Source organism: Nocardia sp. NPDC047654 (genome assembly GCF_043205035.1).
Lineage (GTDB): Bacteria > Actinomycetota > Actinomycetes > Mycobacteriales > Mycobacteriaceae > Nocardia.
The window spans coordinates 1,290,603-1,302,724 of record NZ_JBIDDF010000001.1 but is presented as its reverse complement, the minus strand read 5'-3'; the positions used below and the strand labels follow the sequence as shown (position 1 = coordinate 1,302,724).

Here is a 12,122-nt window from a genome sequence, read left to right as displayed (position 1 = left end):
TCTGTCACTCGTCAGAGCGTATCGGAGTAGTCCGACACCGGTCGTGTGGATTTCTCCGCGGGGGTGGTGAGCGACTCGGCCGGATCGATCGGCTCCGGGGCGCCCAGATCGGAGGCCTCCTCGTCGGACAACGCACCAAGGCCCTCGCGCTCCTTGCGCGCCCGGCGGCGATCGTTGATCCGGGAGAACTGGATCGCCACTTCGAACAACACCGTCAGCGCCAACGCCAGCGCCAACATCGAGAAGGGATCCTGCGGCGTCACGATCGCCGCGAACACGAACAAACCGAAGGTGATCCCGCGCCGCCACGCCTTGAGCCGCTGATAGGTCAGCACTCCCACGAGGTTCAACCCGACGATCAGCAACGGCGTCTCGAAACTGACCCCGAAGATGATCAGCAACTGCAGGATGAAACTGAAATATTGCGACCCACTCAGCGCCGTGATCTGCACGTTGTCGCCGATGGTCAGCAGGAAGCTCAACGCGTGCGCGATCACCACATAGGCCAGCACCGCTCCCGAGGCGAACAACACCGTGCCCGAGGACACGAACCCGATCGCGTATTTGCGTTCCTTGGCATACAGCCCCGGGGTGATGAACGCCCAGAGCTGGTACAGCCAGATCGGCGCCGCCAGCACGACGCCCGCGGTCATGCCGACCTTCAATCGCAACGTGAACTGCTCGAACGGCGCGGTCGCCAGCAGACGGCACTCCCCGTCCTGGCTCAACGTCGCTCGCGCCGAGGCGGGCAGCGAACAGTACGGCCCGCGCAGGATCTCACCCAGGCTCTCCACCCCGAGGAACCCATGCCCGTACCACAGGAACCCCAGCACCGTCGTCGCGATCACCGCCGCGATCGACACCAGCAACCGGTACCGCAGCTCCTGCAGATGCTCGACCAACGACATCGTGCCGTCGGGATTCGTCCTGCGCTTGCTACGCCGCGGATCGAACGGGATTCGCATGGTTGGTGATCGCCCCTGGGTTCACGTGCCTCGCTCAGCTCGGCAACAGCACTGAGTCCGGAGTGAGCTGTTCCTCACTCCGGCGCGAGCGGATCCGCTCAGACCGACTTCGGCTCGGTACGGGGCTCGGTGGCCTGCGGCGACTGCTGCGCGGCGGGCAGCTGCGGTGTGGGCTGCTGAGCCGGCGCGCCGCTGTCGGACGCGTTGCTCTCGTGCTGCATCTGACTGACCTCGCTCTTGAAGATGCGCAACGACCGGCCCAGGCTGCGGGCCGCGTCGGGCATCCGCTTCGCGCCGAAGAACATCACGAAAACCACCGCAATGATCAGCCAGTGCCAGATGCTCAGACTGCCCATGATCTACCTCCCAAGACTGTGATGCCTCGATGCTACCGGACCGTGACGTGCGCGAACGCTGCCGTCACCGCTCGTTCGCCCCGGGTCCGGTCACGGCGCCCGCCGCGGCGGCCCGCAACTGGCCGAGCAATTCCCGGCCGGTCCACGCGCGCCTGCCGCCCTGCTCGGCGGCCACGATCAATTCGATCAGCCGCTGATTCACCGGCGTGGGCATCCCGACCATCGCGCCCAGTCCCACGATTTCACCGCACAACCAGGAGATCTCGGTCTTTCGGCCCAGGTCCAGGTCGTCCGCCATGGACGAACGCGCCATCGGATCGATGGCCAGCACCTGTCCGGCCACCCACTGGAACAGGCCGTCGGGGACGGTCAGCAGCGTGGCCATCAGCCGGGGCGGCAGCGGAGTCAGCCGGGCCGGGCGAATTCGCGCTCTGTTCATCACCGCGAGCGCTTCGCGCTGGGTCAGCGCGAGACAGCGGCGGTAGTCCCGCTCGGCGAGCTCCTCCCGCAGCGGGCGCCCCGACAGCGCGTTGATCGGGTTGTTGAGGTTGAGCAGGAGCTTCGCCCACTGCACCGGGCGCAGGTCGGGATACCGCCGCAAGCCGAGTCCCGCCCGCTCGAACACATCCAGGTACGGCGCCAGCGCCGGGTCGTCCTGCACCGCGAGCCCGCCCTCGGTGCCCCGATGGAAACGGCCGCCGGGATGGTGCACGACATTGAACATCACCATGCCTGCCAGCACCACGCAATGCGGCAGGATCTCGCGGATCACCGAGTCGTTGCCGATACCGTTCTGCAGGCTGAGCACCACGGTGCCCGGCCTGATCTTGCCCGCGAGATCGCGCACCGCCGCCGCTGTCGCCGCCGATTTCACCGTGACCAGCACCAAGTCGGCCGATCCGACGTCATCCGGTTCGGTGGCGCGGTGGAATCGATCCGCGGGTAACGCCTCGTCACCGCCGTCGAGGTCGGTGAGCCGGAGCCCGGACGAGCCGAGGCCGTCGAGCACCCGCCTGCGGCCGACCAAGGTGACCTCCGCGCCCGCCACGCCGAGTTTGCCGCCGACGAAGTTGCCGACGCTGCCCGCGCCTACCACCAGCACACGACTGTTCATGCCGGTAGGGCCTCTTCGTCTCTCATCGAGCCCCCAAGAATCCGGCTTCCTCGTAGGCGGCCAGCGCGGCGTTGGACCGCTCGCGCACCGCCGCGACCAGCTCCGGTGGCCCGAGGACGGTGACGCCCGCCCCGAAACCGAGCAGCAGGCGGGCCATCCAGTCCAGCGTGGCGAACCGCATGGTCGCCTCCGAGCTGCCGTCGGGATGCACCGCCAGCCGGTGCATCGGGTACTGATCGAGCACCCAGGCGTAGTCGGCGTGGATTCGTAAACGCGCTGAGGGAACCGCCGGATCGTCCTGGAACAGGTCCAGCCCGGCCGTCGCCTCGGTGGCATGCTTCGGCGGCCTGGCGAGTTCGTCCAACTCGGTCGCGGCCTCGATCCGGTCGAAGCGGAACAGCCGCACTCCCTCGGCCTGCCTGCACCAGGCTTGCAGGTAGCTGTTGTCGTCCACGAGAACGATGCGAATCGGGTCGACGACGCGTTCGGACACCACGTCCCGGCTGGCGGAGTAGTACACCAGCCGCAGCGCCCGGCCGAGCGCCAGCGCCGATCGCACGGCCGCCACCGTGGGCGCCTCCTGCGGCGGCGTCGGGAATCGCCCGTCGGCGTCGGTGGACGCGCCACCCGCGATCGCCGATTCGATCTTCGCGATGGCCGCGTGCGCCGCGGTGGGGTCCACCATGCCGGGCATGTCGACGATCGAGCGCAGCGCGACCAGCAGCGCGGTCGCTTCGGTGGAGGTCAGCCGCAACGGCCGATCGATACCTGCGGAGAAGGTGACCTCGATGCTCTCCTCGGAGAACGACAGGTCGATCAGGTCACCCGGACCGTAGCCGGGCAGGCCGCACATCCAGAGCTGGTTGAGGTCGCTCATCAGTTGCTTGGTGGTGACGCCCAGGTCGGCGGCGGCCTCGGCGGCGCTGATGCCGGGGTGGGCGATGAAGTACGGGATCATGTTCAGCAGCCGGGAAAGCCGCACCGAGAGCCGCGAGCTCATGCCCGCACCTCCGTCCGGTCGAACACCGAACGCAACCGCGCGATGACATCGGCGCGGAGCGACTCGGGAGCCAGCACCACCGCGTCCGGGCCAAGGCCGGTGATGAGCCGGGCCAGCCAGTCGCGCGATCGCACCGGCAGCTCCACCACCGAACCCGCGCGGCCGCCCACGGTGCGCTCGCCGACGACCTGCCCGATCCTGCGCAGCTCACGTCCCCGGCCCTCGGCGACCCATACCGTGGCCGACCCGCTGACCGGCGAGGTGCTGGTGACCTGGTCGACGATGGCCCGCAGATCCACGCCCGCGGGCTTGCGGACCACATTGCGCGCACCGTACGCGGTCACCTCGTCGCCGATGCGCGAGAGCCGGAAACTGCGCACCGCGTCCCGATCGCGGTCGTGCCCGACCAAGTACCAGCGGCCGCGATGGGTGACGACGCCCCACGGCTCCACATCGCGCATCAGATAGGGAGCGTTGATCGCGCCGCGGTGCTCGAACCGCACCGCCTGACCGGCATCGATCGCGGCCAGGAGTTTCCCGAGCACCGGTTCCGAGCCTCGGGTGCGAGCGGGAACGGCGGGCACCGAGGCCACCGCGACGTCGGTCTCCACGTGAATGCCCGCGGCGCGCAGCTTGAGCAGCGCGCCCTCCGCGGCGGCGGCCAGCTCGGGCGATTCCCACATCTGCACGGCCACAGCGACCGCGGCGGCCTCCTGGTCGGTCAGGTCGATGTCGGGTAGCTCGTAGGCGTCCCGATTGATCCGGTAGCCCTCGATCGTCGAGTACCGGCTCACCGGGCCGACTTCCAGCGGAATGCCCAGATCGCGCAGTTCGTTCTTGTCCCGCTCGAACATCCGGCTGAACGCTTCGTCACTGGCGGAGTCCTCGTATCCGGCCACACTGTCCCGGATCCGCTCAGCGGTCAGGAACTGCCGGGTCGACAGCAGCGCGATGACCAGATTCATCAGCCGCTCGACCTTGGATATCGCCACCCGATAGAGGGTAATCTGCGCACCCGCGCCACCGCGCGGCGGCGCGCGATTCGGCGTTGTTTCGGCCGCGACGTCGACAGTTCGCAGCGTCAGGGACAGTGTGCCGGCCGAAAACGCTGCCAGCCCTCGGCCAGGTATCGCTCGACCTTCTCCACCTTGGCGCTGATCGCATCGGTCACGCCGGGCCGGATATCGCCCTTCAGCACCAGGCTGCATCGTGGCGCTACGGCGAGGATGGCATCGGTCGCCTGTTTCACCACGGCCATCACCTCGTCCCACTCGCCCTCGACGGTGGTGAACATGGCATCGGTGTGGTTGGGCAGTCCGCTGGCGCGCACCACGCGGACCGCTTCCGCGACCGCGCGCCCGACATCGACGCCGGTCCCGTGCGGTGTGACGGAGAAGGCGATGATCATGCTTCGATCATGCCCGCCCGGTCACATGGACGCGATCAGGCGATCGACGCGCTCGTCCACCGAGCGGAACGGGTCCTTGCACAGCACGGTGCGCTGCGCCTGGTCGTTCAGCTTGAGGTGCACCCAGTCGACGGTGAAGTCGCGGCCCGCCTCCTGCGCGGCGGTGATGAAGTCACCGCGCAACTTGGCCCTCGTGGTCTGCGGCGGGGTGTCCACCGCCGCGTCCACGGCCTCGTCCTCGGTGACGCGCTTGGCCAGACCCTTGCGCTGCAGCAGGTCGAAGACGCCGCGCCCGCGCTTGATGTCGTGGTAGGCCAGATCCAGCTGGGCGATCTTGGGATCGGACAGCTCCATGCCATACCGGTCCTGGTAGCGCTGGAACAGCTTGCGCTTGATCACCCAATCGATCTCGGTGTCCACCTTCGCGAAGTCCTGCGCCTCGACCGCGTCCAGGGTGCGGCCCCACAGGTCGACCACCTGGTCGATCTGTGGATCGCGGTCCCGATTGCGCAGATGCTCCACGGCGCGGGCGTAGTACTCGCGCTGGATGTCCAGGGCGCTGGCCTGCCGTCCACCGGCCAGGCGCACCGGACGGCGACCGGTCAGGTCGTGGCTGACCTCGCGGATCGCGCGGATCGGATTGTCCAGGGCGAAGTCGCGGAACGAGACGCCCGCCTCGATCATCTCCAGCACCAGGGCGGCCGTGCCGACCTTGAGCATGGTGGTGGTCTCGGACATGTTGGAGTCGCCCACGATCACGTGCAGGCGGCGGTACTTCTCCGCGTCGGCATGCGGCTCGTCGCGGGTGTTGATGATCGGCCGCGAGCGGGTGGTCGCCGAGGAGACGCCCTCCCAGATGTGCTCGGCGCGCTGCGACAGGCAGAACGTCGCCGCCTTCGGCGTCTGCAGCACCTTGCCCGCGCCGCAGATCAGCTGGCGGGTGACCAGGAACGGCAGCAGCACGTCCGAGATCCGGGAGAATTCGCCGGCGCGAACCACCAGGAAGTTCTCGTGGCAGCCGTAGGAGTTGCCCGCGGAGTCGGTGTTGTTCTTGAACAAGTAGATGTCGCCGCCGATGCCTTCTTCGGCCAGCCGTTGCTCGGCGTCGATCAGCAACTCTTCGAGGACCCGCTCGCCCGCACGGTCGTGGGTCACCAGTTGCGCCAGGTTGTCGCACTCCGCGGTCGCGTACTCCGGGTGGGACCCGACATCGAGGTAGAGCCGAGCACCGTTGCGGAGGAACACGTTCGAGCTACGGCCCCAGGACACCACCCGGCGGAACAGATACCGGGCCACCTCGTCGGGGGACAGTCGACGGTGACCGTGGAAGGTGCATGTCACACCGAACTCGGTCTCGATCCCCATAATTCGTCGCTGCACACCATCGACACTACAGCCATGTGCGGGACTTGCGGGGTGCACCGAACAACCCGTATGCATACGTCTTCACAACGATTTGGCCCGCTTTGTCGGAATTTGCCCGGACGAAACGCCGCTTCGACCGAAGGATGCCCACCTCGACACCGGCTGCGGACATGCCGACGCGGCCCGCGAACGAGGTGTCGTTCGCGGGCCGCCGAGCTCGTCGGCCCGGGCGGATCACTCCGCCGGCGGGGTGTCCTTCGCCGAGGGCTCCGCTTCCTTCTCGGACGCATCGGTTGCCTCGGCCGGGCTGAGCAGCCGCTCCAGCGCGGCATCCGCGACCCGCCGGAACGCCCGGCGCGGACGCGCCTGCTCCAGGGTCGCGACCTCGAGCGTGTTCACGCCCAGGACCCGCTTCTCCTTCTCCGTGCCCTCCGGCACGCCCGCCTGCAGCGCGCGCACCGCGACGCCGACCGCGGAGGCCAGGTCCAGACCCGGCTGGTAGGACGACTTCAAGGCGGTGACGATCGGCTCGGTCGTGCCGCCCATCACCACGAACTCCCGCTCGTCCACGATCGACCCGTCGAAGGTGATCCGGTACAGCACCGAATGGGGGGCCTGCTCCGGGTAGCCCACCTCCGCCACACAGATCTCCACCTCGTAGGGCTTGAGCTGATCGGTGAAGATCGTGCCGAGGGTCTGCGCGTAGGCGTTGGCCAGTGCCCGGCCGGTGACATCGCGCCGGTCGTACTGATACCCGCGGATGTCGGCCTGCAAGATGCCGCCCCGGCGCAGATTCTCGAATTCGTTGTACTTGCCGACCGCGGCGAACCCGATCCGGTCGTAGAGCTCACTCACCTTGTGCAGCGTCGCGGACGGATTCTCCGCGACGAACAGCACACCCTTGTCATACGTCAGCACCACGACGCTGCGCCCCCGACCGATGCCCTTGCGGGCGAGTTCGGTCTTGTCGCGCATGATCTGCTCGGCCGACGCGTAGTACGGCAACGTCATGCTCAGGCGATCCCTTCTTCGGCGGCCTCGCGGTCGGCGACGATTCCGCGAGTGATCTCCGCGAGCCGCGACTCGGTCACCTCGACCGCACCCTCCTCATCGATCACGATCGCCGTCGGGAAGATGCCGCGCACCAGATCCGGACCGCCCGTCGCGGTGTCGTCGTCGGCCGCGTCGAACAGCGACTCGACGGCGATGCGCAGCGCGCGTTCCTGATCGATTCCCTTGGCGTACAACTTCTTCAGCGCGGACTTCGCGAACACCGAGCCGGAACCGACCGCGGCATACCCGAAACGCTCCTCGCTGCGTCCACCCACCACATCGAACGACACGATGCGACCCGCCTTGTCCGGATCGGTGGCGTCCAGGTCGTAGCCGACCAGCATCGGCACCACCGCCAGACCCTGCAGGGCCGCGGGCAAATTCTCGCGCACCATCTTCGACAGCTTGTTGGCCTTGCCGTCGAAGGTCAGCGATACACCCTCCAACTTCTCGTAGTGCTCCAGCTCCACCGCGAAGATTCGCACCATCTCCACCGCCATGCCCGCCGTACCCGCGATGCCTGCCGCGGAATAGCTGTCGGTGATGAAGACCTTTTCGATATCCCGGCTGGCCAGCAGATTCCCCTGCGTGGCACGCCGGTCACCGGCGATCAGCACTCCGCCGCGGTAACTCACCGCGACGATGGTGGTGCCGTGCGGGGCGATCTCCTTCGCGGAAGTGCCGCCGGAGAATCCGGCGGCACCCTGTCCGAACCTGGTGGAAGGCAACAGATCCGGAGCATGCATGCGGAGATATTCGGAGAAGGAAGAGAGGGCGTACCCCAGGTGGAGACGCGAGGGGTCACCGACTGTCACTGGCCACCTTTCTGCACATACGCACGGACGAAGTCCTCGGCGTTCTCCTCGAGTACGTCATCGATCTCGTCGAGCAGGTCGTCGGTTTCCTCCGCCAGCTTCTCGCGGCGCTCCTGACCGGCGGCATCCACACCGTCCGGGCCCTCGTCCTCGTCGCCACCCCCGGCGCGCTTGGTCTGCTCTTGTGCCATGGCAGCCGACCTCCTCTGTCCTCACCATGACCGGGACCCATCCTGAGCACGATCCCGATCATGAGCATTGTCCGTGCTCGTTCCTCAACACTACCTACCAGCACCGACAGTGTGCCTATTTTGCTGTCTCCTCAGCCGCGCGGGCGCGGCGGGTTCACGGCCTGTATTCGTTTTGCAGCACCTGCGGCGCTGCGTGTTCACGGCGCCCTCATGGCGCGCCCGAGCGACCACCGCTTGCTCCTTCGTCGCCTACGCGGCGGCCACTCGGACCCCGGGACTTCACCTGGCTGTTCCGGCCGATCGAGTCCGATACGGCCGGGAAACGTGCGCTGCCGGAAGCTACGTCGTGAGCTGTTCGACCAGGTCGGCGGCCGTGGTCACGCCGTCGAGGAGCTTGCCGACGTGGGCTTTGGTGCCGCGGCGGGGTTCCAGGGTGGGGATGCGGACCAGGGAGTCGCCGCCCAGGTCGAAGATCACCGAGTCCCAGCTGGCCGCCGCGATGTCGGCGCCGAAGCGGCGCAGGCATTCGCCGCGGAAGTAGGCGCGGGTGTCGGTGGGCGGGTTGGTCATGGCGTCGAGGACCTGTTGCTCGTTGATCAGGCGCTTCATCGAGCCGCGGGCGACCAGACGGTTGTAGAGACCCTTGTCCAGGCGCACGTCGGAGTACTGCAGGTCCATCAGGTGCAGCTTGGGGGCCGCCCAGCCGAGACCCTCCCGGCTGCGCATGCCCTCGAGCAGGCGCAGCTTGGCGGGCCAGTCGAGCAGGTTGGCGCACTCCATCGGATCGCGTTCGAGCAGGTCGAGCACCATCGCCCAGTTCTCGATAATGTCCTGGACGCGCTTGTCGTCGTTGCCGGTGCGATCGACGAATTTCACCACCCGGTCCAGGTAGACGCGCTGCAACGCGAGGCCGGTCAGCTCGCGGCCGTCGGCGAGCGCGACGGTCGCCCGCAGCGTGGGGTCGTGACTGATCGTGTGCACCGCGGTGACCGGGCGCGCCAATTGCAGGTCCGACAGGTCCTCGCCCGCCTCGATCAGGTCGAGGACCAGGGCGGTGGTGCCGACCTTGAGGTAGGTCGACATCTCGGCCAGGTTGGCGTCCCCGATGATGACGTGCAGTCTGCGGTACTTGTCGGCATCGGCGTGTGGTTCGTCGCGGGTGTTGATGATGCCCCGCTTGAGCGTGGTCTCCAGGCCGACCTCGACCTCGATGTAGTCCGAGCGCTGGGACAGCTGAAAGCCCGCGTGGTCGCCGGATTGGCCGATGCCGACCCGGCCGGAGCCGCACACCACCTGCCGGGACACGAAGAACGGGGTGAGCCCGACGATGATCTGGTTGAACGGGGTGTCCCGGCTCATCAGGTAGTTCTCGTGGGTGCCGTAGGAGGCGCCCTTGCCGTCGACGTTGTTCTTGTACAGCTGCAGCCGTGGGGCCCCCGGTACGCTCGAGGCGTGCCGCGCGGCGGCCTCCATCACCCGCTCGCCCGCCTTGTCCCAGATCACCGCGTCGAGCGGGTCGGTGACCTCGGGCGCGGAGTATTCCGGGTGGGCGTGGTCGACGTAGAGCCGGGCGCCGTTGGTGAGGATCATGTTGGCGGCGCCCACCTCGTCGGCGTCGATCACCGGCGCGGGCCCGTTCATCCGGCTCAGGTCGAATCCGCGCGCGTCGCGCAGCGGCGACTCCACCTCGTAGTCCCAGCGGGTGCGCTTCGCGCGCGGCACGCCCTCCGCCGCGGCGTAGGCCAAGACCGCCTGGGTCGAGGTGAGGATCGGGTTGGCCGACGGCTCGGTCGGGGTCGAGATGCCGTATTCGACCTCTATTCCGATGATGCGCTGCATGCTGTCGAGCCTATGCGACGCAACCGGCGCAACCGGTCGCGACCGGCGGAGTCCAATGTCATACCGCAGGTGGTACTTCCGGAGGACTCGTCCCGGTGCAGGTCGGCGCGATAGTCGGAACATGCCCGAATCGATCGCCGACCGCCGCGCGGAGGCCACCGAACAGCGCCGATCGGCGCCCGCGCGCACCCGGCTCGTCGCATTGGACGTGCTCCGCGGGATCGCGATTCTGGGCACCCTCGGCACCAACATCTGGATCATGACCAACCCGCAGGGGTTGGTCGGCTACCTGCACGACCTGGGCGGGCAGGCCGGCGGATGGACGTGGACCGAGCGCGTGCTCCAACAGGCGGCGCAGGGCAAGTTCCTCGGGCTGCTCACCGTCATGTTCGGCGTCGGCCTGGCCATCCAGCAGCGCTCCGCGACGACGGCCGGGCGCCGCTGGCCGGGCAAGTACCCCTGGCGCGCGGGACTACTGCTGCTGGACGGTCTGCTCAATTTCGTCTTCGTCGCCGAGTTCGACGTCCTGACGGGTTACGCGGTGACCGGCCTCGTCGTCGCGTTCGTGCTCGCCACCGGCGAGCGTGCGCAGCGGCGCTGGCTGGTCGGCGCGGCGGCCGTGCACGCGTCGCTGTTGACGCTGATCGCGCTCGCTCTGGTGTTCGCACCGCGCCGGGATGCGGCCGCACGTCCCACGCTGGACCCGAATCCATACGCGGAGGGCTCGTTCTGGGATCTCGCGATGTTCCGGCTCGGCCACGCCGGGCTGTTCCGGGTGGAGGCGGTCTTCGTCTTCGCGATGTCGGTCGCGCTGTTCCTGACCGGCGCCCGGCTGTTTCGGGCCGGGGTGTTCGGCCCGGAAGGCGGGCGGATCCGGAAGCGGCTGATGATCCTCGGGTTCGGCGTGGCGGCGCCGATCGACTCGGCCGTCGGCCTCATCGCCGGCGGCGACCTCATCCTGTTCACTCGTTACGGCAGCGCCCCGTTCGTCGGTCTCGGCATTCTGGCGGCGGTCGCCGAGTGGTACCTGCGGCGTCCCGCGGCCGGGTTCGCCGGGCGGCGCCTCACCGAGATCGGCCGCACCGCGCTCAGTTGCTACATCCTGCAGAACCTGGTGGCATCGATGATCTGCTACGGCTGGGGCTTCGGACTCGCCGCCCGCGTCTCACCCGGCGACCGCGTCCCGTTCACCATCGGTGTCTACCTGCTGGTGGCGGTGATCATCGCGAGTGGAGCGCACCTGTGGTTACGCCACTTCGAGCGAGGGCCGGTGGAGTGGTTCTGGAACGTGAGCTACCGGACGCTGGCCCGGGAACGCCGAGTTCGCCGCGAACGCCCGCGAGCCTGACCAGGCCGACCGGCTCGACGCCGAACTCGGCTGCGCCGCTGGGCTTGTCGCACCGAGGCCGCGGACGAAAGGGCCGGACACGGCGCTCGGCTGTCGTTACCGTCTTACTGTGACGCTCGCCGATCGCTACCCCTTGCTGCACACCCCGGCCCACTGGGCATGGGGTGATCTGGATGTGCGGTTCTCCACCACGCTCCCGTCCGACGAACTGGTCACCAACATCCACGTGGTCTGCTTTGTCGGCGACGAGATCGTCCTGTGCCGCGACGATCGCGACGTCTGGCTGATTCCCGGCGGTACCAGGGAACGCGGCGAGTCGGTCGACGCGTGTGTACGCCGCGAACTGCTCGAGGAGGCGGGAGCGCGGCCGGTCGGACCGATCGAATGGTTCGGCGCCCACCACGCGACGAGCAACAGCGCCGCGCCGCATCGCGAGTGGCAGCCCCATCCGCACAAGGCGTGGCTCTGGTGCGCCGCCGACGTGGTGCTCGATTCCGCGCCGACCAATCCCGACGACGCCGAGCAGATCCTCGAGGTGCGCACTTTCCCGGTCGCCGAGGCGATGCGGCGGGCCGAATCCGACGGCGAGCACCTGAGCGAACTCGTGGCGCTGGCCGTCGAGCTGCACCGGCCCGCGTTGCGGCCAGATCGTCCGGTGTGACCGCCCG

Annotated in this window: 13 protein-coding genes; 2 read left to right on the top strand and 11 right to left on the bottom strand. The window is 68.3% G+C overall.

Annotation, left to right across the window (positions count from 1 at the left end; all coding sequences use genetic code 11):
• Positions 1 to 11 precede the first annotated feature (11 nt).
• From tatC to dop, 11 genes are all read right to left on the bottom strand, one after another.
• Complete coding sequence (tatC, locus tag ACGF7Y_RS06165; protein ID WP_393229799.1) at positions 12 to 965, bottom strand: twin-arginine translocase subunit TatC; 954 nt, start codon at positions 963 to 965, stop codon at positions 12 to 14.
• 98 nt (positions 966 to 1,063) lie between these two features.
• Positions 1,064 to 1,321, bottom strand: a complete 258-nt coding sequence (gene tatA / locus ACGF7Y_RS06160) for a Sec-independent protein translocase subunit TatA (RefSeq protein ID WP_393229797.1) — start codon at positions 1,319 to 1,321, stop codon at positions 1,064 to 1,066.
• A gap of 64 nt (positions 1,322 to 1,385) precedes the next feature.
• Positions 1,386 to 2,435 carry a 2-dehydropantoate 2-reductase gene (locus ACGF7Y_RS06155; RefSeq protein ID WP_393229794.1) on the bottom strand — a complete coding sequence of 350 codons (1,050 nt, stop codon included), beginning with the start codon at positions 2,433 to 2,435 and terminating at the stop codon, positions 1,386 to 1,388.
• A gap of 22 nt (positions 2,436 to 2,457) precedes the next feature.
• The gene (locus ACGF7Y_RS06150) at positions 2,458 to 3,435 is read right to left on the bottom strand and encodes a helix-turn-helix transcriptional regulator (protein WP_393229791.1); all 978 of its coding nucleotides are present in this window, start codon (positions 3,433 to 3,435) and stop codon (positions 2,458 to 2,460) included.
• Complete coding sequence (locus ACGF7Y_RS06145; RefSeq protein WP_357954101.1) at positions 3,432 to 4,427, bottom strand: YafY family protein; 996 nt, start codon at positions 4,425 to 4,427, stop codon at positions 3,432 to 3,434. Before ACGF7Y_RS06145 ends, ACGF7Y_RS06150 begins: the two co-directional genes overlap by 4 nt.
• Before the next feature lie 89 nt (positions 4,428 to 4,516).
• On the bottom strand, positions 4,517 to 4,843 hold the full coding sequence (locus ACGF7Y_RS06140) for an MTH1187 family thiamine-binding protein (protein WP_393229788.1): 327 nt from the start codon (positions 4,841 to 4,843) through the stop codon (positions 4,517 to 4,519).
• A 21-nt stretch (positions 4,844 to 4,864) separates the two neighbouring features.
• Positions 4,865 to 6,223, bottom strand: coding sequence for a Pup--protein ligase (gene pafA / locus ACGF7Y_RS06135; RefSeq protein WP_174186519.1), 1,359 nt, complete (start codon positions 6,221 to 6,223; stop codon positions 4,865 to 4,867).
• 219 nt (positions 6,224 to 6,442) lie between these two features.
• Positions 6,443 to 7,219 carry a proteasome subunit alpha gene (gene prcA, locus ACGF7Y_RS06130; protein WP_393229784.1) on the bottom strand — a complete coding sequence of 259 codons (777 nt, stop codon included), beginning with the start codon at positions 7,217 to 7,219 and terminating at the stop codon, positions 6,443 to 6,445.
• Between the two features lie 2 nt (positions 7,220 to 7,221).
• Positions 7,222 to 8,007: a proteasome subunit beta gene (prcB, locus tag ACGF7Y_RS06125; RefSeq protein WP_393229781.1), complete on the bottom strand. Its 786-nt coding sequence runs from the start codon at positions 8,005 to 8,007 to the stop codon at positions 7,222 to 7,224.
• Positions 8,008 to 8,072: 65 nt separating this feature from the next.
• Complete coding sequence (locus tag ACGF7Y_RS06120; RefSeq protein WP_014986166.1) at positions 8,073 to 8,267, bottom strand: ubiquitin-like protein Pup; 195 nt, start codon at positions 8,265 to 8,267, stop codon at positions 8,073 to 8,075.
• Positions 8,268 to 8,606: 339 nt separating this feature from the next.
• Positions 8,607 to 10,106 (bottom strand): depupylase/deamidase Dop, encoded by a 1,500-nt coding sequence (gene dop / locus ACGF7Y_RS06115; protein ID WP_040867183.1) that lies wholly within the window; start codon positions 10,104 to 10,106, stop codon positions 8,607 to 8,609.
• Positions 10,107 to 10,227: 121 nt separating this feature from the next.
• On the opposite strand from dop, the gene ACGF7Y_RS06110 reads away from it, so the two are divergent.
• Positions 10,228 to 11,454: a DUF418 domain-containing protein gene (locus ACGF7Y_RS06110; RefSeq protein WP_393229777.1), complete on the top strand. Its 1,227-nt coding sequence runs from the start codon at positions 10,228 to 10,230 to the stop codon at positions 11,452 to 11,454.
• Between the two features lie 109 nt (positions 11,455 to 11,563).
• Positions 11,564 to 12,115 carry an NUDIX domain-containing protein gene (locus tag ACGF7Y_RS06105; RefSeq protein WP_393229775.1) on the top strand — a complete coding sequence of 184 codons (552 nt, stop codon included), beginning with the start codon at positions 11,564 to 11,566 and terminating at the stop codon, positions 12,113 to 12,115.
• Positions 12,116 to 12,122: the final 7 nt, after the last annotated feature.

Coding starts and splice junctions, on each gene's coding strand:
- tatC (WP_393229799.1), bottom strand. CDS start 965: ATGCGAATCCCGTTCGATCCGCGGCGTAGCAAGCGCAGGACGAATCCC.
- tatA (WP_393229797.1), bottom strand. CDS start 1,321: ATGGGCAGTCTGAGCATCTGGCACTGGCTGATCATTGCGGTGGTTTTC.
- ACGF7Y_RS06155 (WP_393229794.1), bottom strand. CDS start 2,435: ATGAACAGTCGTGTGCTGGTGGTAGGCGCGGGCAGCGTCGGCAACTTC.
- ACGF7Y_RS06150 (WP_393229791.1), bottom strand. CDS start 3,435: ATGAGCTCGCGGCTCTCGGTGCGGCTTTCCCGGCTGCTGAACATGATC.
- ACGF7Y_RS06140 (WP_393229788.1), bottom strand. CDS start 4,843: ATGATCATCGCCTTCTCCGTCACACCGCACGGGACCGGCGTCGATGTC.
- prcA (WP_393229784.1), bottom strand. CDS start 7,219: ATGACGTTGCCGTACTACGCGTCGGCCGAGCAGATCATGCGCGACAAG.
- prcB (WP_393229781.1), bottom strand. CDS start 8,007: ATGCATGCTCCGGATCTGTTGCCTTCCACCAGGTTCGGACAGGGTGCC.
- ACGF7Y_RS06120 (WP_014986166.1), bottom strand. CDS start 8,267: ATGGCACAAGAGCAGACCAAGCGCGCCGGGGGTGGCGACGAGGACGAG.
- dop (WP_040867183.1), bottom strand. CDS start 10,106: ATGCAGCGCATCATCGGAATAGAGGTCGAATACGGCATCTCGACCCCG.
- ACGF7Y_RS06110 (WP_393229777.1), top strand. CDS start 10,228: ATGCCCGAATCGATCGCCGACCGCCGCGCGGAGGCCACCGAACAGCGC.